At 51.3% G+C, this 19785-nt stretch carries 20 protein-coding genes, 5 tRNA genes and 1 riboswitch; of the genes, 19 read left to right on the forward strand and 6 right to left on the reverse strand.

The features are described 5' to 3' along the window. The first annotated feature begins 1 nt into the window (after position 1). From cobA to BUB67_RS06505, 8 genes are all read left to right on the forward strand, one after another. Positions 2 to 1534 (forward strand): uroporphyrinogen-III C-methyltransferase, encoded by a 1533-nt coding sequence (cobA, locus tag BUB67_RS06470; protein WP_073237724.1) that lies wholly within the window; start codon positions 2 to 4, stop codon positions 1532 to 1534. A 98-nt stretch (positions 1535 to 1632) separates the two neighbouring features. Continuing rightward, positions 1633 to 2805 carry a putative heme d1 biosynthesis radical SAM protein NirJ1 gene (gene nirJ1 / locus BUB67_RS06475; RefSeq protein ID WP_073237566.1) on the forward strand — a complete coding sequence of 391 codons (1173 nt, stop codon included), beginning with the start codon at positions 1633 to 1635 and terminating at the stop codon, positions 2803 to 2805. 77 nt (positions 2806 to 2882) lie between these two features. Next, the gene (hemB, locus tag BUB67_RS06480; RefSeq protein WP_073237569.1) at positions 2883 to 3863 is read left to right on the forward strand and encodes a porphobilinogen synthase; all 981 of its coding nucleotides are present in this window, start codon (positions 2883 to 2885) and stop codon (positions 3861 to 3863) included. A 4-nt stretch (positions 3864 to 3867) separates the two neighbouring features. After that, on the forward strand, positions 3868 to 4860 hold the full coding sequence (gene nirJ2, locus BUB67_RS06485; RefSeq protein WP_073237572.1) for a putative heme d1 biosynthesis radical SAM protein NirJ2: 993 nt from the start codon (positions 3868 to 3870) through the stop codon (positions 4858 to 4860). Then, a complete protein-coding gene (ahbA, locus tag BUB67_RS06490; protein WP_073237575.1) occupies positions 4861 to 5325 on the forward strand; it encodes a siroheme decarboxylase subunit alpha in 465 nt (154 codons plus the stop codon). It begins immediately after the preceding gene. A gap of 17 nt (positions 5326 to 5342) precedes the next feature. Beyond that, positions 5343 to 5816 (forward strand): siroheme decarboxylase subunit beta, encoded by a 474-nt coding sequence (gene ahbB / locus BUB67_RS06495; RefSeq protein WP_073237578.1) that lies wholly within the window; start codon positions 5343 to 5345, stop codon positions 5814 to 5816. 12 nt (positions 5817 to 5828) lie between these two features. Continuing rightward, complete coding sequence (gene hemL / locus BUB67_RS06500; RefSeq protein ID WP_073237581.1) at positions 5829 to 7127, forward strand: glutamate-1-semialdehyde 2,1-aminomutase; 1299 nt, start codon at positions 5829 to 5831, stop codon at positions 7125 to 7127. A gap of 100 nt (positions 7128 to 7227) precedes the next feature. Next, a complete protein-coding gene (locus tag BUB67_RS06505; RefSeq protein ID WP_073237585.1) occupies positions 7228 to 7539 on the forward strand; it encodes a YbjQ family protein in 312 nt (103 codons plus the stop codon). Between the two features lie 45 nt (positions 7540 to 7584). Here the strand turns inward: BUB67_RS06505 and BUB67_RS06510 are convergent, their stop codons facing one another. Then, positions 7585 to 8004 (reverse strand): chemotaxis protein CheW, encoded by a 420-nt coding sequence (locus tag BUB67_RS06510; RefSeq protein WP_073237588.1) that lies wholly within the window; start codon positions 8002 to 8004, stop codon positions 7585 to 7587. Between the two features lie 398 nt (positions 8005 to 8402). Between BUB67_RS06510 and BUB67_RS06515 the strand changes: the two genes are divergently transcribed. The 10 genes from BUB67_RS06515 (at position 8403) to BUB67_RS06560 (ending at position 18443) form a co-directional block, all read left to right on the forward strand. Further along, entirely contained in the window at positions 8403 to 8651 is a 249-nt protein-coding gene (locus tag BUB67_RS06515) for a TM1266 family iron-only hydrogenase system putative regulator (protein ID WP_073237727.1), read from the forward strand. Between the two features lie 3 nt (positions 8652 to 8654). Continuing rightward, the gene (locus tag BUB67_RS06520) at positions 8655 to 10076 is read left to right on the forward strand and encodes an aspartate ammonia-lyase (protein WP_084127659.1); all 1422 of its coding nucleotides are present in this window, start codon (positions 8655 to 8657) and stop codon (positions 10074 to 10076) included. 25 nt (positions 10077 to 10101) lie between these two features. Next, positions 10102 to 11331, forward strand: coding sequence for a [FeFe] hydrogenase H-cluster maturation GTPase HydF (gene hydF, locus BUB67_RS06525; RefSeq protein ID WP_073237591.1), 1230 nt, complete (start codon positions 10102 to 10104; stop codon positions 11329 to 11331). 26 nt (positions 11332 to 11357) lie between these two features. After that, positions 11358 to 12428 (forward strand): [FeFe] hydrogenase H-cluster radical SAM maturase HydE, encoded by a 1071-nt coding sequence (hydE, locus tag BUB67_RS06530; RefSeq protein ID WP_200798134.1) that lies wholly within the window; start codon positions 11358 to 11360, stop codon positions 12426 to 12428. A gap of 25 nt (positions 12429 to 12453) precedes the next feature. Next, complete coding sequence (gene hydG, locus BUB67_RS06535; RefSeq protein ID WP_200798135.1) at positions 12454 to 13923, forward strand: [FeFe] hydrogenase H-cluster radical SAM maturase HydG; 1470 nt, start codon at positions 12454 to 12456, stop codon at positions 13921 to 13923. Between the two features lie 222 nt (positions 13924 to 14145). Continuing rightward, positions 14146 to 14757, forward strand: coding sequence for a GntR family transcriptional regulator (locus BUB67_RS06540; protein ID WP_073237598.1), 612 nt, complete (start codon positions 14146 to 14148; stop codon positions 14755 to 14757). A gap of 87 nt (positions 14758 to 14844) precedes the next feature. Then, a riboswitch (cyclic di-AMP (ydaO/yuaA leader) is annotated at positions 14845 to 14983 on the forward strand. Positions 14984 to 14990: 7 nt separating this feature from the next. Further along, the gene (gene eam / locus BUB67_RS06545; RefSeq protein ID WP_073237603.1) at positions 14991 to 16259 is read left to right on the forward strand and encodes a glutamate 2,3-aminomutase; all 1269 of its coding nucleotides are present in this window, start codon (positions 14991 to 14993) and stop codon (positions 16257 to 16259) included. Positions 16260 to 16380: 121 nt separating this feature from the next. After that, positions 16381 to 16587: a hypothetical protein gene (locus BUB67_RS06550; protein ID WP_073237606.1), complete on the forward strand. Its 207-nt coding sequence runs from the start codon at positions 16381 to 16383 to the stop codon at positions 16585 to 16587. A gap of 83 nt (positions 16588 to 16670) precedes the next feature. Continuing rightward, a complete protein-coding gene (locus tag BUB67_RS06555) occupies positions 16671 to 17750 on the forward strand; it encodes an SIR2 family NAD-dependent protein deacylase (protein ID WP_073237609.1) in 1080 nt (359 codons plus the stop codon). A gap of 360 nt (positions 17751 to 18110) precedes the next feature. Then, positions 18111 to 18443, forward strand: a complete 333-nt coding sequence (locus BUB67_RS06560; RefSeq protein ID WP_073237611.1) for a hypothetical protein — start codon at positions 18111 to 18113, stop codon at positions 18441 to 18443. Positions 18444 to 18518: 75 nt separating this feature from the next. On the opposite strand, the gene BUB67_RS06565 is transcribed toward BUB67_RS06560, so the two are convergent. Both BUB67_RS06565 and BUB67_RS06570 read right to left on the reverse strand, forming a co-directional pair. Further along, a tRNA-Leu gene (locus tag BUB67_RS06565) sits at positions 18519 to 18606 on the reverse strand. 157 nt (positions 18607 to 18763) lie between these two features. Then, a tRNA-Leu gene (locus BUB67_RS06570) sits at positions 18764 to 18851 on the reverse strand. A 295-nt stretch (positions 18852 to 19146) separates the two neighbouring features. On the opposite strand from BUB67_RS06570, the gene BUB67_RS16600 reads away from it, so the two are divergent. After that, complete coding sequence (locus BUB67_RS16600; RefSeq protein ID WP_200798136.1) at positions 19147 to 19308, forward strand: hypothetical protein; 162 nt, start codon at positions 19147 to 19149, stop codon at positions 19306 to 19308. A 74-nt stretch (positions 19309 to 19382) separates the two neighbouring features. Here the strand turns inward: BUB67_RS16600 and BUB67_RS06575 are convergent. The 3 genes from BUB67_RS06575 to BUB67_RS06585 all read right to left on the reverse strand — a co-directional run bounded on the left by BUB67_RS06575 (position 19383) and on the right by BUB67_RS06585 (position 19631). Continuing rightward, positions 19383 to 19457: transfer RNA gene (locus tag BUB67_RS06575), tRNA-Gln, on the reverse strand. Between the two features lie 3 nt (positions 19458 to 19460). Continuing rightward, positions 19461 to 19546, reverse strand: a tRNA-Tyr gene (locus BUB67_RS06580). Between the two features lie 9 nt (positions 19547 to 19555). Further along, a tRNA-Glu gene (locus tag BUB67_RS06585) sits at positions 19556 to 19631 on the reverse strand. Between the last annotated feature and the right edge of the window lie 154 nt (positions 19632 to 19785).

Here is a 19785-nt window from a genome sequence, read left to right on the forward strand (position 1 = left end):
AATGACAAAGGGTTTCGTTTATCTGGTAGGCGCCGGTCCTGGAGATCCGGGGTTGATTACAGTAAAAGGATTAAACTGCATCCGCCAAGCGGATGTGCTGGTCTATGATCGCCTGGCCGGTCCACGGCTGCTGGCCTATGCACGTCCGGACGCCGAACGAATTTACGTAGGCAAATCCCCGGACCGGCACGCCATGCGACAGGAGGAGATCAACCAACTGCTGGTGGACAAAGCCAAAGAGGGTAAGGTTGTTACCCGGTTAAAGGGTGGCGACCCCTTTGTTTTTGGCCGGGGAGGCGAAGAAGCGGAAATCCTGGTGGAAAATGGTATTCCCTTTGAGGTGGTGCCGGGGATCACCTCCGCCATCTCTGTACCGGCCTATGCCGGCATTCCGGTCACCCACCGGGGTTACACCTCTACGCTGGCCATTATCACCGGCAATGAAGATCCCAATAAGGATGATTCCAGCATTGCCTGGGATAAAATTGCCACCGGCGCCGGGACGCTGGTTTTCTTGATGGGAATGGGGAACCTGCCCGGTATTTGCGCCAGGCTGATGGAGTTTGGCCGGTCACCGGAAACTCCCGTTGCCTTGATTCGCTGGGGTACCCGTCCGGAACAGAGAACCATTACCGGCACACTAGAGAACATCCACCAAAGGGCTACGGAAGCAAACTTTAAGAATCCTGCCGTTATTGTGGTAGGAGAAGTTGTGAAGCTAAGGGAAAAATTGGCCTGGTTTGAGAACAGGCCCCTGTTTGGCAAGCGGGTGATTGTGACCCGTTCCCGGGAACAGGCCAGTGTCTTGTCCACCGCCATTGAGGCCCTGGGCGGCGAACCATGGGAATTTCCCACCATCCGAATCGCTCCCCCGGAGGACTTTAGCCCGCTGGACAAAGCCATCACCGATGTCCGTTCCTACCGCTGGGTGATCTTCACCAGTGTCAACGGTGTAAAAATGTTCTTTGACCGGATGCGTGAGAATAAAAAGGATATTCGGGATTTAAGCGACGTGCGGCTGTGTGCCATCGGACCCCGCACCAGGGAGGAATTGGAGGCGCGGGGCCTGATGGTGGACTATGTGCCCGGTGAATACCGGGCGGAAGAAATTGTCGAGGGATTAAGGGGCAAGGTATTGCCCGGCGACCGGGTGCTGTTGCCCCGGGCGGATATTGCCCGCAAGCTGCTGCCCCGGGCGCTGGAAGAGATGGGGGCCGTTGTCCATGAGGTGGTAGCCTACCGCACCGTTTTAGGAGACGGGGATGCCGCCGCCATCCGGCAGGCCCTGGCTGACGGTGAAGTCAGTGTGGTTACATTTACCAGTTCGTCCACTGCTCAAAATTTTGTTAAACTATTAGGTGAAGAAGGTTTGCCGCAGTTGATGGAGAAGGTGGCGGTGGCCAGCATTGGCCCCATTACCTCCCGTACTGCCAGGGAACTGGGATTGCGGGTGGATATTGAAGCAAAGGAATACACCATTGACGGCCTGGTACAAGCCATAACCGATTATTTCACCGGCCGGGAAGATGCCTAGCATCTCCCGACCGGATAAATTTATAAAAAGGTAGACATTAAGCGCCCTTACGGCTTTTCTAATTAGTAGAAAATTGCGTATAGAAAAGTGGGAGTATTATGATAAGTATTAGTAAATTACTCTGTGGCACAGAAAACTTTGGCGATTCCCTGCGCTACGCTCACGGTTCCCAAGGGCAAGTCCACGGCGCTGTGGCCGGTCACGGGCCGGTGGTGGTCTGGAACTCCACCCGGACCTGCAACCTTCAATGCCGCCATTGTTATTCTGAGTCCGACAGTAAAAAATATGATGAACTTAGTACCCGGGAAGCCAAACAGTTCATTGACGATTTGGCCGAATTCAAGGTGCCTGTTTTGCTGTTTTCCGGGGGTGAACCCCTGGTGCGGCCGGATTTCTTTGAACTGGCCCGGTATGCCGGTCAAAGGGGCATCCGTACCACCATTTCCACCAATGGCACCCTTATTACGCCCGAGGTTGCCCGGCGTCTGAAGGACATTGGCGTCGGGTATGTAGGCATCAGCCTGGACGGCATCGGGGAGGTCAATGACCGGTTCCGGGGCCGCAAGGGCGCCTTTGAGGCAGCGTTAAAGGGCATTCGCAACTGCCTGGCCGTAGGCCAGCGGGTGGGCCTCCGTTTTACCATTAACCGTCATAATCACAAAGAACTGAACAATATTTTTGACCTGATTGAAAAAGAAAATATCCCCAGGGTGTGCTTTTATCATCTTGTTTACTCGGGACGGGGCAGTGAAATGATTAAGGAAGACATTACCCATGAAGAAAGCCGCGCCGCCCTGGATTTAATTATTGAGCGGACCCTTGACTTTCACCGCCGGGGTCTGGATAAAGAAATATTAACCGTTGATAACCACGCCGATGCCATTTATATTTACCTCAAGCTGCTTAAGGAAAACCCGGAACGGGCCCGGCAGGTTTATGAACTGTTGTCCCGCAACGGCGGCAACCGGACCGGTATCGCCATTGGCGAGGTGGATTGGGAGGGCAATGTCCATGCCGACCAGTTTACCCGCAATCACTGTTTTGGCAATGTGCGGCAACGGAAATTCGGGGACATCTGGACCGATCTCAGCCATCCCATCCTGGCCGGTCTCAAGAACCGCAAACCTTTGCTGCAGGGCCGCTGCGCCAAATGCAAGTGGTTGGACCTGTGCAACGGCAATTTCCGGGCCCGGGCGGAGGCGGTCCACGGCGACTTCTGGGCCGAAGACCCCGCCTGTTATTTAACGGATGAAGAAATAGGAGTTGTATAGCCGTCAGCCATCATATAGCAACAAAAAGCTGACGGCTGATGTCTGATAACTAACAGCTAAAACCGGAGGTGTTTACCTTGCCCGTTTTTCCAAATATCCGGCACCGCCGTTTAAGACTGAACGAAAGGGTCAGGCGGTTGGTGCGGGAAAACCACCTGTCAGTGGATGACCTCATTTACCCGGTATTTGTAACCTGCGGCCGGGGCGTGCGCCGGGAAGTTCCCAGCATGCCGGGGGTCTATAATCTTTCCGTCGACTTGTTGCTGGAAGAGATAAAAAATGTAGAGGAGCTGGGCATCCCCGGTATTCTCGTCTTCGGCGTTCCAGAAGAGAAGGATGAGGCGGGGGCCGGCGCCTATGACCCGGACGGCATTGTGCAGCAGGCAGTGCGCGTCGTTAAAAAATCTTTCCCGGATTTACTGGTGATTACCGATGTCTGCCTGTGTGAATATACCAGCCATGGCCATTGTGGGTTGATTAAAGGACACACGGTGGACAACGACCCCACCCTGGAATTGCTTGCTCAAACCGCCCTGTCCCACGCCCGGGCGGGAGCGGATATGGTGGCCCCCTCGGACATGATGGACGGCCGGGTGGCAGCCATTCGGGCCAAGCTGGACGCCGAGGGCTATGCCGATATTCCTATCATGGCCTACTCGGCCAAATATGCCTCTGCTTATTACGGTCCCTTCCGTGAGGCTGCCGGCTCCACCCCGCAGTTTGGCGACCGGAAGACCTACCAGATGGACCCCGCCAACGGGGATGAGGCCTTGCGGGAAACTGCCCAGGATATTAAAGAAGGGGCCGATATTGTAATGGTAAAACCGGCCCTAGCCTATATGGACATCATCCGCCGGATTAAGGAAGAGTTCGGCTACCCCCTGGCTGCCTATAATGTCAGCGGCGAGTATGCCATGGTCAAGGCGGCCGCCCAATTGGGTTGGATCGATGAACGGAGGATTGTGCTGGAGACATTGACCGGCCTCAAGCGGGCCGGGGCAGATATTATTATTACGTACCATGCCCTGGAGGTTGCCCGCTGGTTAAGGGAGGTTTAACAACATGATTATTTCCTGGAATACCACCAACGCCTGCAATCTCTACTGCGCCCATTGCTACCGGGATGCCGGCGTGAAAGCGGAGGAAGAACTCAATACAGAGGAAGGTAAAAGGCTTATAGATCAGATTGCCGAAGCGGGCTTTAAGATTATGATCTTCAGCGGCGGGGAACCGCTGATGAGACCGGATATTTATGAACTGGTGGCCCATGCCAGGTCAAAGGGCCTGCGGCCGGTCTTTGGCAGCAACGGCACGCTGATTACCCCGGAGGTGGCCCGGCGTCTCAAAGAATGCGGCGCTGCCGGCATCGGCATCAGCCTGGACAGTGCAGACCCGGCCAAGCACGACCGGTTTCGGGCCAAAGAGGGCTGCTGGCAGGCGGCTGTGGAGGGAATGCGTAATTGCCACCAAGCCGGGCTGCCCTTCCAGGTTCATACCACGGTGATGGATTGGAACTACCACGAGGCGGAGGAACTGACCGACCTGGCCGTCAAAGAAGGCGCCATGGCCCATCACTTTTTCTTTCTGGTACCCACCGGGAGGGCGGTCAACATTGAAGAGGAGTCCTTACGGGCAGAACAGTATGAGGGATTGCTGCAAAGGATTATGGAAAAACAAAAGCAGGTGGACATCGAGTTAAAGCCCACCTGTGCGCCCCAGTTTATGCGGATTGCCAGACAAATGGGGGTTCCTACCCGCTTCCGGCGGGGCTGCCTGGCCGGAATTTCGTACTGCATCATCAGTCCCAAAGGAGATGTGCAGCCCTGCGCCTACTTGAACATTCCCTTAGGAAATGTGAAAGAAACTTCCTTTGTGGACATCTGGCGGGACAACCCGGTGCTCAAGGAACTGCGTACCCTGGACTATAAAGGTGGCTGCGGCGCCTGCGGGTTTAAGAAACTTTGCGGCGGTTGCCGGGCCAGGGCATATTTTTATCACGGAGATTATATGGCTGAGGAACCATGGTGCTTATACCATGGTCGAAAGGGGTATTAAATGCAGCTGGATCATCTGGACAGGCAACTTCTCAACCTGGTTCAATCGGATTTTCCCATTTGTCCGCAGCCCTACCAGGTACTGGCAGAGCAATTGGGGATCACCGAACAGGAGGTCTTACAACGTCTGGAACGATTAATGCAGCAGGATGTTCTTCGCCGTTTGGGAGGGATTTTTGATTCCCGCAAATTGGGGTACAAGGGAACACTGTGTGCCATGAAAGTTCCTCAAGACCGCATCGATGAAGTGGCTGCAGTAATCAACAGTTATGTAGGAATCACCCATAATTATTTACGAGACCACGAGTACAATATGTGGTTTACCATTTTGGCCCAATCTCCGGCTAAGGTGGAACAGATTCTCAATGAAATCAGAGAAAGAACAGGTATTGAGGATATTATCAACCTTCCATCTCAAAGGTTCTTCAAGGTTCTGGTGAATTTTGACCTTTCAGGTGAAGATTAAGTTGCGAGAGGGAGAATATGACATTAAGTGAGCTGGATAAGCGCATCATAATGGAATTGCAGTCGGGTTTGCCCCTGGTCAGCCGGCCCTTTGAGGCCCTGGCCAGGCGGGTGGGGATCACGGAAGAAGAGTTTCTGGCCAGGGTTCATGCCATCCAACAGGCCGGAATTATGAGGCGAATTGGGGCTGCCCTGCGGCATCACCGGGTGGGGTTTACCGCCAACGCCATGATTGTATGGCAGATCCCCGAGGAAAGAATTGTTGAAGTGGGAGAACAAATGTCCCGGTTGCCTGAGGTGACCCACTGCTACCAGCGGGTATCTTTACCCCAGTGGCCCTATAACTTTTATACTATGGTGCACGGCCGCAGCCGGGAAGAATGCCAGCGAATTGCCGAGAAGTTAGCCCAAATAGCCGGTGTAAATAACTACCGACTTTTATATAGTGTGGCAGAACTGAAGAAAAGCAGCATGAAATATTTCATGGATTAGGAGGGTTACCCCATGGCTCCCGGTTACCAAAAATCCAAGGAGATGTTTGAACAGGCCCAGATGGTGATCCCCGGCGGGGTCAACAGCCCGGTGCGGGCTTTCAAGTCCGTAGGTATGACACCCCCTTTCATTGCCAGGGCCAACGGCTCCCGCCTGTGGGATGCGGACGGCAATGAATATATTGATTATGTCTGTTCCTGGGGCCCCCTTATTCTGGGCCACCGCCATCCTGCAGTGATGCATGCCATCCAGCGGTGTCTGGAACGGGGAACCACCTACGGCGCCCCCACCGACCTGGAATTAACCCTGGCCCAAATGGTGGTGGAAGCGCTGCCGTCGGTGGAAATGGTCCGCATGGTAAACTCCGGCACCGAGGCCACCATGAGCGCCTTGCGTTTGGCCAGGGCCTATACCAACCGCAGTAAAATTGTTAAATTTGAGGGCTGTTACCACGGCCATCACGATTCCCTGCTGATCAAAGCGGGGTCCGGCGCCCTAACCCATGGCGTACCCACCAGCCCGGGGGTTCCGGAGAATATCGCCGGCAACACCATCAATGCCCGTTACAATGACCTGGAACTGTTGGAGAAAATCTTTGCCGAAGCGGGCTCCGAGATCGCCGCGGTGATTGTGGAACCCCTGGCCGGCAATATGGGGGTTGTCCCTCCCGCAGAGGGATTTCTGCAGGGATTGCGCAATCTTTGCAACAAGTATGGCGCCCTGTTAATCTTTGATGAAGTGATCACCGGCTTCCGCCTGAGCTATGGCGGGGCACAGTCTTACTATAACGTGATGCCGGATTTAACCTGCCTGGGTAAAATCATTGGCGGTGGTTTGCCCGTGGGCGCCTACGGCGGGCGCAGGGAAATTATGCAAATGGTTTCACCGGCGGGCCCGGTGTACCAGGCCGGCACCCTGTCCGGCAACCCCCTGGCCATGACTGCGGGCATCGCCACCCTGGAACAATTGCAGCAGCCGGGGGTTTATGAAGAACTGAACCGCAAGTCTGCCCTGCTGGCCCAGGGATTAAGCCAGGCCGCCAGGGCTGCCGGTGTGCCGGCAAGCTTTAACCGGGTAGAATCCTTACAAACCTGTTTCTTTACCGGGCACCCTGTGAACGACTTCGCCAGCGCTTCCACTTCCGATACCAAGCGTTACGCCGCTTTCTTCAGAAGCATGCTGGAGCAGGGCATCTATTTGGCGCCTTCCCAATTTGAAGCAATCTTTGTCTCCACGGCCCATACCGACAGCGACATAGAACGTACCGTGGAAGCCGCTTACCACGCATATAAGGCTGCCGCACAAATATAATAATAAAAAACAAAGGACAGGCTCGCAAAACAGGACCTGTCCTTTGTTTAAACCCTTTCGCCTGGTAAAGGAAATACAATTATAACAGGAGGAGAATGCTATGATTATTACCACCACTCCCACCATTGAAGGAAAACCCATCAAACAATATTACGGGCTGGTTTGCGGGGAAGCCATTATGGGGGCTAACATTGTCAGGGATATTTTTGCCAGCATCACCGACATTGTCGGGGGGCGGAGCGGGGCTTACGAAGGGAAATTAGCCCATGCCCGGGAACTGGCCCTGGAAGAAATGAAAGAACAGGCCCACCGCATGGGGGCCAATGCTGTGGTTGGCGTGGACCTGGATTATGAAGTTATCCGGGAAGGAATGCTTATGGTAACCGCCAGCGGCACAGCAGTGACAATTTAACCAAAACGAAAAGCACGGTCATTGGCCGTGCTTTCATAATGTCCATTAAAGTACCGTGTCAAGATTAATCAGCAGCCAGAGCTGGTCGCCTTTTTTAACAACGCCCTTCAGGAAGTCCACATTGTCTCCGATCATGTTGGGGGGTTCCACTTCACTTTCCGTGTAACGGCCTACCTCAAGAACGCTGTCCACAATCATACCTACTTTGTTGCCTTTGTTTTCCACCACAATAATTCTGGTATCTTCATTCCGCTCGGTTTCCGGCAGGCCAAGACGACGGTTGAGACTGATCACAGGCAGGATGGTCCCCCGCAAATTAATAATGCCTTCGATATAGTAGCTGGTATTGGGCAGGCGGGTTACTTCCGCCATGCGAATGATTTCCTGAGTTTCATTAATAGGGAGGGCGTATTGCTGATCGTTAAGCTGGAATACCACCAGTTGTTCTTCCTGGCCAACTGCCATAAAAATCACTCCTTTAATTGATAACACGTACTGCAACCTTGAGGCATTAAGTAAATATTCTACACTGGGGAGAATTATTCCTCTGAGAGAAAAGGTGTCTGGGTTTGTATTTTCTGACATTATATAAAATCCTAGGATATTGGGGATAAAATATTACAAAAAATTAATTTCTATATAAAAAATCCAGAATCAATTGACTGATAATTCTTTACAAGTATAATTAAAGTAAGCCTGACAAATCCGGGGTTTCCTGGTTTGGAGGGCGTGACAACGCAGAGTGTTTCCCTGAGGAGAAGGGCCGGGGGCCTTGGACCAAGGGGTATGCCTTTTACCGGTGTACGCTGCCCGTCTATGCCTTTCTCCGGCATTGACGGGTTTTATTTTTGGGGGTGGTTGCTATAAATCGTCGCATCGGTGTGGTGGGGATTGTTATTGAAGACCGCAACAAAGCCCCGGAGATTAATAACATCCTGAGCCGGTACTCGGAAATCATCATAGGGCGCATGGGGATCCCTCATAAGGAACGAGGCCTTTCTGTAATATCTCTCATTGTGGAGGGAACCAATGATGAAATTGGAGCCATGACAGGCAAGTTGGGAAATATTAAGGGTGTTCAGGTGAAATCTGCTCTCAGCACAAAATACTAGGGGGTGGGCAAGCTGAAATACCGGATTGAGCAGGATCTCATCGGGTCTAAAGAGATTCCCGTGGACGCCTACTATGGCATTCATACCGCCAGAGCAGCGGAAAATTTCAGCGTGTCCCGGCAAAGGGTTCATCCTGAACTGATTAAAGCCATGGCAGTGGTCAAACAGGCAGCGGCGGAAACCAACATTTCCCTGGGTCTTTTGGACCCGAACATAGGCAGTGCCATTTTCCAAGCCGCTACGGAAGTGGCAGAGGGAAAATTTGCCGACCAGTTTATCGTAGATGCCCTGCAGGGTGGCGCCGGCACATCCACCAACATGAATGTCAACGAAGTGATCGCCAACCGGGCCATTGAAATCCTGGGCGGCAACAAAGGGGATTATTCTCTGGTACACCCGGTGAATCATGTCAACATGTCCCAGTCAACCAACGATGTTTACCCCACGGCCCTGCGGATTGCGGCCATCCGGCTGCTTGTGTACCTGTCCCAGGCCTGCGCCAACCTGCAGGGAGCTTTGCAGGCCAAGGAGGCGGAGTTTGCCGGGGTGTTGAAGGTAGGTCGCACGGAAATGCAGGATGCCGTTCCCATTACCCTAGGCCAGGAGTTCTCCGCCTGGGCCGAAGCCATCGCCCGGGACCGCTGGCGTTTATACAAGGTGGAAGAGCGATTGCGGCAGGTCAACCTAGGCGGCACAGCGGTGGGTACCGGGTTGAATGCTGAGCGTAAATATATCTATTCAGTTATTGAACGGCTCAGGGCGCTGACCGGCCTGGGCCTGGCCCGCAATGAAAACATGATCGACGGTACCCAAAACGCCGATGTATTTGTGGAGGTTTCCGGACTGGTGAAGGCCAATGCCGCCAGCCTGGCTAAAATCGCCGGAGATCTCAGGCTTCTATCCTCCGGACCCAGGGCGGGTTTGGGAGAGATCAGGCTGCCGGACCTGCAGGCCGGTTCCTCCATGATGCCGGGTAAAGTGAACCCGGTGTTGCCGGAAATGATTACCCAGGTGGCTTACCAGGCCATGGCCCAGGACCTGGCCATCACCCTGGCCGTACAGGCGGGGCAGTTGGAACTGAACGCCTTCCTGCCCCTGGTGGCTGCCAATCTTTTACCGGCCATGGAAACCCTCAGCAAGGCCATGAACCTGCTGGCAGAACGCTGCATCAAGGGGATTCAAGCGGTGCCGGAAAAATGTTTGGAACACCTGCACAACAGTGTCGGCATCATCACCGTCATTTCGCCCCATGTGGGCTATGATGTGGCCTCTGAACTGGCCAAAACAGCTTTGAAAACCGGTCGGCCGGTGAGGGACGTGATTCTGGAGGCAGGTTTATTCACGGCAACTGAATTGGATGAACTGCTCAGGCCGGAGGAAGTGACCCGGCCGGGCATTCCGGGAAAACGCAAGAAAAGAAATTGACAGCTCTATGAAAGGGGGCGAGACCATGGACAGTACGCCAAGGGGAAACAGACTTCACATAGCCATCTTCGGACGTCGCAATGCAGGTAAATCCAGTCTCATTAATGCACTGACCAACCAGGATATTGCCGTTGTCTCCCATGTGCCGGGAACCACCACCGACCCGGTTTACAAAGCCATGGAAATCCTGCCGGTGGGTCCGGTGGTCATTATTGATACGGCAGGGATTGATGACACCGGCCACCTAGGGGAACTGAGGGTACAGCGTTCCCTGGATGTATTAAATAAAGCCGATATGGTCCTGCTGGTTATGGACGCCGGGGCCGGGTTAACCGAATTTGAGCTGGACATCGCCGAACGCTGCCAAGAGAAAAAACTGCCGGTGGTGGCGGTGCTCAACAAAACCGATGTCCACCCGGTGACCGAAAGTCAAATGAACGAAATGAAAGAAAAGCTTGGCCTGGAGCCGGTGGCGGTCAGCGCTCTGACCGGAGCGGGAATCTCTGATTTAAAGATCGCCCTTGTGAAATCTGCGCCCCCCAGCTGGGATGACCAGACCATTGTGGGGGATTTGCTCAACCCCGGTGACGTGGCGGTGCTGGTGGTGCCCATTGATTTGGCGGCGCCCAAGGGACGTTTAATTTTACCCCAGGTGCAGACCATTCGGGACATTTTAGATCACGATGCCATGGCCTATGTGGTGAAGGAACGGGAATTAAAGGAATGCATCGCCACGTTAAACAAAAAGCCCAAAATTGTCATCACCGACTCCCAGGCCTTTCTCAAGGCGGACGCCGATACGCCGCCGGATGTGCTCTTAACCTCCTTCTCCATTCTCTTCGCCCGCTATAAAGGGGACCTGGAGACCTTGGTGGCAGGGGCCAAAGCCATTGAGAAGTTAAAGCCGGGCGACAAGGTGCTGATTGCCGAGGCCTGCACCCATCACCGGATGGAAGACGACATCGGAACCGTCAAGATCCCCCGCTGGCTGCGCCAGATCGTCGGAGGCGAACTGGACTTCCACTGGAGCAGCGGTCACCGGTTCCCCACAGACCTATCGGAATATAAGCTGGTGGTGCACTGCGGCTCCTGCATGATCAACCGCCGGGAAATGCTGTCCCGCATTATGCAGGTTCAGCAGGCCGGCGTCCCCATTGTAAACTACGGGGTGTGTATCGCCTATGTGCAGGGCATTCTCAGACGGGCCCTGTCCCCCTTCCCCATGCTTCAAGAGATGCTGGATGACGAAGATTAGAATTGTTAAAGGAAGGGGTGATTCCCTTGAGAGAAGATTTTGCAAGAGCCCTCACCAGGGCGGCCGGCGGAATTGAATTAACCAGGGAAGATATTATTACGCTGCTGCAGGCCCTGCCGGGAGAAGAAGAAACAAAGCTGTTTGAGCTGGCGGACCGGGTGCGGCAGGAAAATTTCGGTGATGAAGTACACCTCAGGGGGATCATCGAGTTCTCCAACTACTGCCGGAATGACTGCCATTATTGCGGCCTGCGGCGCAGCAACAAAGAAATCCAGAGATACCGTATCCCGCTGGAAGAAATTGTAGATACAGCGAAATACGCAGCGGAGCTGGGCTACGGAACCATTGTATTACAGGCCGGGGAGGACCCCTATTACTCCGGGGAAGAACTGGCTGAGATGATTCGCAAGGTAAAGGAGTCGGGCAACTTTGCCGTCACCGTGTGTGTGGGCGAACGCAGCCGTAAGGACTATGAATTAATGAAAGAGGCCGGTGCGGACCGCTACCTGTTAAAGCATGAGACGGCGGACCCGGCGCTGTTTGCCAAACTAAGGCCCGGCACGTCACTGGCAGAAAGGATCAAGCGGCTTCAATGGCTGCGGGAGATTGGTTTCCAGGTGGGTTCAGGCAATATGGTGGGCCTGCCGGGGCAGACGGTGGAAACACTGGCGGATGATATCTTACTCTTAAAGGAACTGGACGTTGAGATGGCAGGCATCGGCCCCTTTATCCCCCATGACCAGACTCCTTTACGAGATTGTTCCAAGGGTGATTTAAAGCAAACCCTCAAAACCCTAGCGGTGGCAAGATTAGTCCTGCCGCAAACGCACCTGCCGGCCACAACGGCAATCGGCACCTTACACCCAGAAGGCCGCAAGATGGCCCTGGCCTGTGGCGCCAATGTCATCATGCCAAATTTATCACCGGCCGGTTATCGGCAGATGTATCAAATCTATCCTGAAAAGGCCGGCAGCAAAGAAAACGCGGACGAATCCCACGAAAAAATTACCTCGTTAGTCAAGGAAGTGGGCCGTCATATCAGTAAGGGACGGGGCGACAGCCCCAAGGAACAATTTAAAAATCGTCCGGCCCGTTGAGCCGGAGAAAGGTAAGGTGATCCTGATGGCAGTTAACAAGGCGGAGATCTATAATAACCAGTGGGAACCGGCAGATTTCATTAACGAAGAGGAAATTAACCGTTTGCTGGAGGAAGCCAGGCAAGCGTCACCGGCCAGAGTGCGGGAGATCATCGAAAAGGCCAGGGAGGCCAGGGGGTTAACTCCGGAAGAAGTGGCCATTTTACTGCAAAACGAGGATCAGGAACTGCTGGACCTGATGTACCGGGTGGCCAGTGAAATCAAGCTGAAGATCTACGGCAAGCGCCTGGTGTTATTTGCCCCCCTGTATATCAGTGACCACTGTGTCAACAACTGTGTCTACTGCGGTTACCGCCGTGATAACAAATTTAAGCGCCGCAAGCTGACCCAGGAGGAAGTGGCAGAGGAAGTAAAAATTCTGGAGTCCATGGGACACAAGAGGCTGGCGGTGGAGGCAGGGGAACATCCCGGCGAATGTCCCATTGAGTACGTGCTGGAATGCCTGAAAACCATTTACAGCATCAAATTTGACAACGGCAGCATCCGCCGCTGCAATGTCAACATTGCTGCCACTACCATTGAAAATTACAAAAAACTGAAGGACGCCGGCATTGGGACTTACATTCTGTTCCAGGAGACCTACCACCGGGAAACTTACAAAAAAATGCACCCCAGCGGCCCTAAGGCTGATTATGACTGGCATACCACAGCCCATGACAGGGCCATGATGGCCGGCATCGACGATGTTGGTTTGGGTGTTCTGTTTGGCCTTTACGACTACAAATTTGAGGTCTTGGGACTGATGATGCACGCCCTGCATTTGGAAGAGCGCTTTGGCGTAGGACCTCATACCATTTCCGTGCCGCGGCTGCGCCCGGCCCGGGGAGTGGATTACAATAACTTCCCCTATTTGGTTAATGATGCACAGTTTATGAAATTGGTTGCCATTATTCGCCTGGCTGTGCCCTATACCGGTATGATTATTTCTACACGCGAGCGGCCCGAATACCGGGATATGCTGTTAAACTACGGTATCTCGCAAATTTCCGCCGGATCCTGCACCGGGGTGGGCGGCTACAAGCGAGAACTGGAACGCAAGCAGTGTATTGCGGAGGGCGGTTCCAATTGCGGCACCGGCGAAGAAGAGGCCCCGCAATTCCACGTGGATGATCACCGGAGTCCCGATGAGGTGCTGCGCAGTGTCTGCCAATCCGGCTGGCTGCCCAGCTACTGTACCGCCTGCTACCGGAAGGGACGCACCGGCGACAGGTTCATGGCCTTGGCTAAGAGCGGTGAAATTCAAAACGTCTGTCAGCCCAACGCCATCCTTACATTTAAGGAATACCTGATGGACTACGCGTCTCCGGAAACCAGGGAAGTGGGGGAAGAAACCATCCGCCGGCATCTGGAAGAAATTAGCAATACGCAGATCCGCAAAATTACAGAAGAAAGACTCAAACAAATCGAAGCCGGGGAGCGAGACCTGTACTTCTAGTGAAGACTATATATTATCACAAAGACCGCAGCACGGAACTTGTTGCCGTGTCTGAGTGTTGACAAAGGGCTTGCATTTGTAGGGGTGGTTTTGTTATCCTTGGTGAGCGACTTGTGCGGAGACAGAAGCGAACGGGGACAGTAGAACCACCCACCCGCTTTTTTAATTTTCTTTTCGGAGGTATAATATTTACTTAGTATTATACTTCAGGAGGTTTTTGTTTTGCCAAACAATGAGGTGCATTTAGCGCGGTACATAACCATTGCTGCGGATCTGGCGGATCGTATCGTGCGGGGTGAATACCTGGAAGGTCAGAAGATTTTTGGACGTTCAACCCTGGCAGGTAAATATAATGTGTCTCCGGAAACCATTCGGCGTGCCTTAACGTTGCTGCAGGAAGTGGGCATCGTTGAAGTGGTTCCCGGTGTGGGAGTAGTGGTCAAGTCATCAGAGGCAGCCCGCAAGTATTTAGATGATTTTGATCAACGGCGGGTACTGGCAGGTATTCACGAGAGATTACACCAATTAGTAAAGGAAAGAGACCGATTAAATCACGAGATCTCCAAGTTGATGGAAGAATTAATGGAACATACCATCCATTTGGAGGCCAAGCTGTACAGAATTGAAGAGTGGAAAGTACTGCCCGATTCTCCTCTGGTAGGACAAACCCTGGCCGAGAGCAAGCTTCATAACAGAAAGGTGCTGGCCATCCAGCGGAAGGGGCAGGAGGATATTTTCGACCCACCACCGGACATCATCATTCAAAACGGGGATATTTTAACCATCTATGGCCGGTTGGATCCCGCTGCCAGGGAAGGACTGGTCAGAGTATAAAGGTGCTGAGGCGCCTTTTTTAATTGCCGGAAAAATTAATTTATGATATAATAGCTGTGGCAACTTGTTTATTTTACGACGTTGCCTGGAAAATATTAGCTTAATCCCATTAAATGGGAGCGGAGGAACCAATTGTGGGGTGAATCCTGTGCTTTGGCCCAGGTAGGGTTTTAACCTTTCGACCCGAACCCGTCAGCTAACTTCGTAAGCTATAAAGAAAGGGAGGGATGTTCATGTCTGTTTATTTACAGCATGAAGAAGTACAATTAGAGCAGAACAAAAGAATGATTGCCCTAAAAAGGGCAAGGGAGCTAAAATCCCGTATCTCCGGTTATCTAAGCAACAAAGCCAACATCCCAAACGGTTTTGAGGTGCAGGGGGAATATAACCGGGCAAAGGATAAGCTGATGAAGTTCTTTCAGGCCGGTGAAGAGCAGTGGAATGACTGGCACTGGCAAATGGCAAACCGCATCAGGGATGCCAGGGTATTAAGTCAGCTGGTTGATTTAGACCCGGAAGAAATCAACGCCATCGAGCGGGTAGGTCGGCAGTACCGCTGGGCAGTATCCCCCTATTACATGGCCCTGGCCATGGCTGGTGGCGTCAAAGGCCCCATTTGGCTGCAGGCTGTACCCAGCATTGAGGAAATTAAAGATTGCTCCGGTCTGGAAGACCCCATGGGAGAAGAATTTACATCTCCTGCTCCAGGAATTACCAGGCGTTACCCCGATCGTTTAATTATTAACGTAACCAACCAGTGCGCCATGTACTGCCGTCATTGCCAGCGCCGCAGGAACATAGGAGAGATTGATGTTCACAAGCCTCGTAAAGTTTTAGAGGCCGCCCTTCAGTATGTCAGAGAAAATGAAGAAATCAGAGATGTATTAATCACCGGCGGAGATGCTTTGCTTTTACCGGATAAACAGATTGACTGGTTGTTAAGCGAATTGGACAATATACCCCACGTTGAGATCAAGCGTATTGGAACCCGTACGCCTGTTACCATGCCCCAAAGAATTACCCCTGAACTCTGTGCCATTTTAGAAAGTCACCCGCCTATTTATATAAATTCCCAGTTTAATCACCCGTTGGAGGTCACGCCGGAGGCCAAAAAGGCCTGTGACATGCTGGTAAAAGCAGGGGTTGTTTTGGGGAACCAGGCGGTTTTGTTGAAGAATATCAATAACAACCCGGACGTCATGAAACGACTGAACCAGAGTCTGCTGCAAATCCGGGTACGCCCCTACTATATTTTCCATGCCAAAGCCGTCAAAGGGACCAGACATTTTATCACCGGCGTCGATGAGGGAATTACCATTATGGACCAATTACGGGGATATACCTCCGGACTGGCTGTTCCAACCTATATTATTAACGCGCCCAACGGTTATGGAAAGACACCGGTTCTTCCGCAATATATAATCGAAAATAAAAATAACCATGTAACCCTGCGGACCTGGGAAAAAAGAATCATACCTTACAACGTAAAAGGCAAACCCTAAGAGGCGTCACCGGAAAAATCCTGTCGACTTTTTTGGCAGGATTTTAATTTTTTTGGTTGACAAGAACATTTGTTTGGATATAAAATCACTATAACAAAAACAAATGTTCGGGGGTTTTAAAATGATAAAGGGTGCGGAAATTCGTATGACTTTTCCTCCGGCGGTCAAGGACCTGTCCACGGAATCTCAAGAGAGCTCTCTGGTGGATAAAGTGTTGGGCTGGTTAGAACATGAAGATACACCCATAGCCAGGAGGTTTACCATCGGGATCTGTACATTGAGCGGTTTCTTTTTTGCCGCTCAGTTAATCAGGTTTTTAGTTTCTTAATAACTAGGGCACACAGACCCGGGTTATTTTTTTTGTCCCGGTACCATACTAAGGGGGATGGATAAGATTGAGGGAGGCATCCGGTGACAAAAGTGTATGTCTTGGGGGCGGGTGCAGCGGCGGCCTATACAGGCTCCTATCTCGGAGAAACCAGCCCCGTGGCTAAAAACTTTTTTCAAAAGGCGATGCGGGTTATTAATATCCATAGAATTAAAGACCGGTATTTTGGCGATGAAGACCTCAAGTTTGATCATATCTTTGATTTTATTAAAAAATTTTGGGGCATTCCCCGGGAACAGGTGCACCGGTCAAACCTGGACATGGAAGAAGTCTTAACCCTGTTAAATATTGAAATGGAAGAGGATATACCGGGAAGGGACAGGTTGTTACAGGCCTATGAGGAGTACCTGCTGTTAATGGCCCTTACCTTTGATAAAATCCTTTACGGTAAACCATGTCCCCATCACCGGCGCATCGCCCGGTCGTTAAAACCCGGCGACACGGTAATCTCATTTAATTATGAATTACTGATGGACTATGCATTGCATCATTTAGAGCGGAACGACACCCGGTGGCATATAAAGGACGGCTATGGGATTTCCTGTGATCACCTGACCGGCTCTTATGACAAGAGGAACCTACCTGCAGGGGCGGCAGCCGGTGGCTCCAATGTTATACTTTTAAAACTTCATGGTTCTTTAAACTGGCTTTACTGTCCGCAATGCGGTCAACTGTATGCCTATGAACACAGGGACGCTAGGGGACAAAGTGTGATTATCAACGGCATGGCCAATATGATACAATGTACCACCGAACACTGCTGTCACAGGTTAAGCAGGGTGATTATTCCACCTACCCTGATGAAAAATTATCAATCCATCCCCTTTATTCCGGAGTTATGGCAACAGGCGCGTCAAGCTTTGCGGCGGGCGTCGGAAATCATTGTCATCGGATATTCCTTTCCCACCACCGACTTCAGGTCAAATTGGATGTTTCGCAAAGCCATGGTGGATAACAAATGCCTCAAAAAAGTAACCATCGTAGATACCGCAGAGGGTTACCCGTTAAAAACTCTGCTGGAAAAACATAAAAGTATCTTTCGAGTGGATGATTTGGTGTTTTATAATGATATTTCCGAATTCACCGGTACACTGGAACAATAAACACCTTTGTATGACCGACAGAGGGGGATACCGAGAATTTATTGGGATATACTAAAACAAAACCCACCCGTCGCTTGTGGGATGCGCGGAAAAGTTAACGGGCAAAGGTGTCAACAAAACCACTGGAAAAACCGACACCTGGGGAAAGGTATGGGGTTGCCTTTCCAAACAGCTCCCAGGAATCAATTTCCCGGGGAGCTGTTTTTTGTCAAGGATGCCTATTTAGGATATAATAAATAATAATTGTGACATAGGGTTTTTTAATTTTCTTTAAAGCCCTCTTTCCGCTGGACAGCCTTGAAAAAGTATAAAATGAAACCCTATAATTGGTTGTAGAGTTTTAAAACAGGGGGTTGCAAAATGAAGATTGGGAATATCGAAAAGCCTACCTTTATTGCTTTTCGCAATGATTTTCTGTCTTTGGCAGGGCAAATTACCGGTTGTCCGGTCAATCCCGGGGATGATTGGAATAAAATCAGCAGCAGTGAAATCAGAGAAAGGATTATCAAAGACTTTATCCGTTTAATGGAAGAACGGTATGGCTTTGCAATTGTCCTCAAAGGCCCCTTGAATGACAGGCTGGGCTCTGTTGAAGGAGTTGTCGGAGAACTTTACCATATCTTTTCAACCATGTTTCTGGTTGAAGTCATTAACTCTAAAATCCGTGCCGGGGAAAAACGGGTCGATGTGTAAGGAAACAGTGGTAACCATCAGTTACCACTGTTTTTATCAAAACAAAAACACCCGGTATGCAACCGGATGTTATTTTGGTGCGGCAGAAGGGACTTGAACCCCCACGTGCTCACTGCACATAAGAACCTGAATCTTACGCGTCTGCCAATTCCGCCACTGCCGCATATTTATTTCCCGACAGAGCCGTTGCCCCGCCGACAAATGTTATTATACCTTATCAAAACCGGACATGCAAGAGTAAATTCAATAAAATATTAACATTCATTATTTGCAAGAAGGCGCAAAATAAATACCCTGGAGAGAAAACCCCAGGGTATTGTTGGTGCGGCAGAAGGGACTTGAACCCCCACGTGCTTACTGCACATAAGAACCTGAATCTTACGCGTCTGCCAATTCCGCCACTGCCGCATGTTTTATAAAAAGTTCAATTGGCTCAATGCAATAGTGATTATAGCAAAGATTATCGGAGAGTGCAAGTACTAAATTAAGAAACATTTCCCTTTCAAAAAAAAGCCCGGTACAATTTATTTACCGGGAATAGAGACGTAACTTTCAAGTGTAATTTTATTATGTCACATTTTGACGAATTATACTGGTAGCTGCCTGACAATTCATTAAATTACGTGAAGTTTGGGTTTCACTTAAATAACATTGAAAAGATAAGGAGACAATAGTGGTAACACTGAATCAGGAGGCAAAGAGAATGCGTAAGAGAATCAAGGGTTTCATCAAAAATTCGGGTACAACAGGTGAATCCGCCCTAGTCGGCAAAACCGGCGGTTACCATGCAACGTGGGATGCGGGCAGGGCCAATGATATGAAGAAAAGACAGAGAATAAGCGGCATCAACCGGCCATCAACTTAAAAGTGGGAGGTGAAAGGTGAGATTTTAATAAAGTAAAATAAGAAAGGTGAGATCTTTGCTCTCACCTTTCTTGCTGGCTGGGGCGGCTGGATTCGAACCAACGAATGCCGATTCCAAAGACCGGTGCCTTACCGCTTGGCGACGCCCCAATGTGGTGGAGGGAGAAGGATTCGAACCTTCGAAGTCATCTGACGGCAGATTTACAGTCTGCTCCCTTTGGCCGCTCGGGAATCCCTCCATATTAAATTGGTGACCCCTACGGGATTCGAACCCGTGTTACCGCCGTGAAAGGGCGGTGTCTTAGGCCGCTTGACCAAGGGGCCGGAGTTTGTTTACCAGCGACGAAACTTATTATAACAAAACATTTTACCGGTAGCAAGTATTTTTAATAAGTTTTTTGTTGTTCTGAGATCATCTGATTCCTCACGCATCTGTGTCGGCGCCTGCAAATTGCCGCCTCCTCCCAGGAACTTTTTG

This window comes from Desulforamulus putei DSM 12395 (assembly GCF_900129195.1).
In the GTDB taxonomy this organism is placed as follows: Bacteria; Bacillota; Desulfotomaculia; order Desulfotomaculales; family Desulfotomaculaceae; genus Desulfotomaculum; species Desulfotomaculum putei.

What these genes read in the sequence shown, in the direction of transcription:
- cobA (WP_073237724.1), top strand. Translation starts at nt 2, where the DNA reads ATGACAAAGGGTTTCGTTTATCTGGTAGGCGCCGGTCCTGGAGATCCG.
- nirJ1 (WP_073237566.1), top strand. Translation starts at nt 1,633, where the DNA reads ATGATAAGTATTAGTAAATTACTCTGTGGCACAGAAAACTTTGGCGAT.
- nirJ2 (WP_073237572.1), top strand. Translation starts at nt 3,868, where the DNA reads ATGATTATTTCCTGGAATACCACCAACGCCTGCAATCTCTACTGCGCC.
- ahbA (WP_073237575.1), top strand. Translation starts at nt 4,861, where the DNA reads ATGCAGCTGGATCATCTGGACAGGCAACTTCTCAACCTGGTTCAATCG.
- ahbB (WP_073237578.1), top strand. Translation starts at nt 5,343, where the DNA reads ATGACATTAAGTGAGCTGGATAAGCGCATCATAATGGAATTGCAGTCG.
- hemL (WP_073237581.1), top strand. Translation starts at nt 5,829, where the DNA reads ATGGCTCCCGGTTACCAAAAATCCAAGGAGATGTTTGAACAGGCCCAG.
- BUB67_RS06505 (WP_073237585.1), top strand. Translation starts at nt 7,228, where the DNA reads ATGATTATTACCACCACTCCCACCATTGAAGGAAAACCCATCAAACAA.
- BUB67_RS06510 (WP_073237588.1), bottom strand. Translation starts at nt 8,004, where the DNA reads ATGGCAGTTGGCCAGGAAGAACAACTGGTGGTATTCCAGCTTAACGAT.
- hydF (WP_073237591.1), top strand. Translation starts at nt 10,102, where the DNA reads ATGGACAGTACGCCAAGGGGAAACAGACTTCACATAGCCATCTTCGGA.
- hydG (WP_200798135.1), top strand. Translation starts at nt 12,454, where the DNA reads ATGGCAGTTAACAAGGCGGAGATCTATAATAACCAGTGGGAACCGGCA.
- eam (WP_073237603.1), top strand. Translation starts at nt 14,991, where the DNA reads ATGTCTGTTTATTTACAGCATGAAGAAGTACAATTAGAGCAGAACAAA.
- BUB67_RS06550 (WP_073237606.1), top strand. Translation starts at nt 16,381, where the DNA reads ATGATAAAGGGTGCGGAAATTCGTATGACTTTTCCTCCGGCGGTCAAG.
- BUB67_RS06560 (WP_073237611.1), top strand. Translation starts at nt 18,111, where the DNA reads ATGAAGATTGGGAATATCGAAAAGCCTACCTTTATTGCTTTTCGCAAT.
- BUB67_RS16600 (WP_200798136.1), top strand. Translation starts at nt 19,147, where the DNA reads ATGCGTAAGAGAATCAAGGGTTTCATCAAAAATTCGGGTACAACAGGT.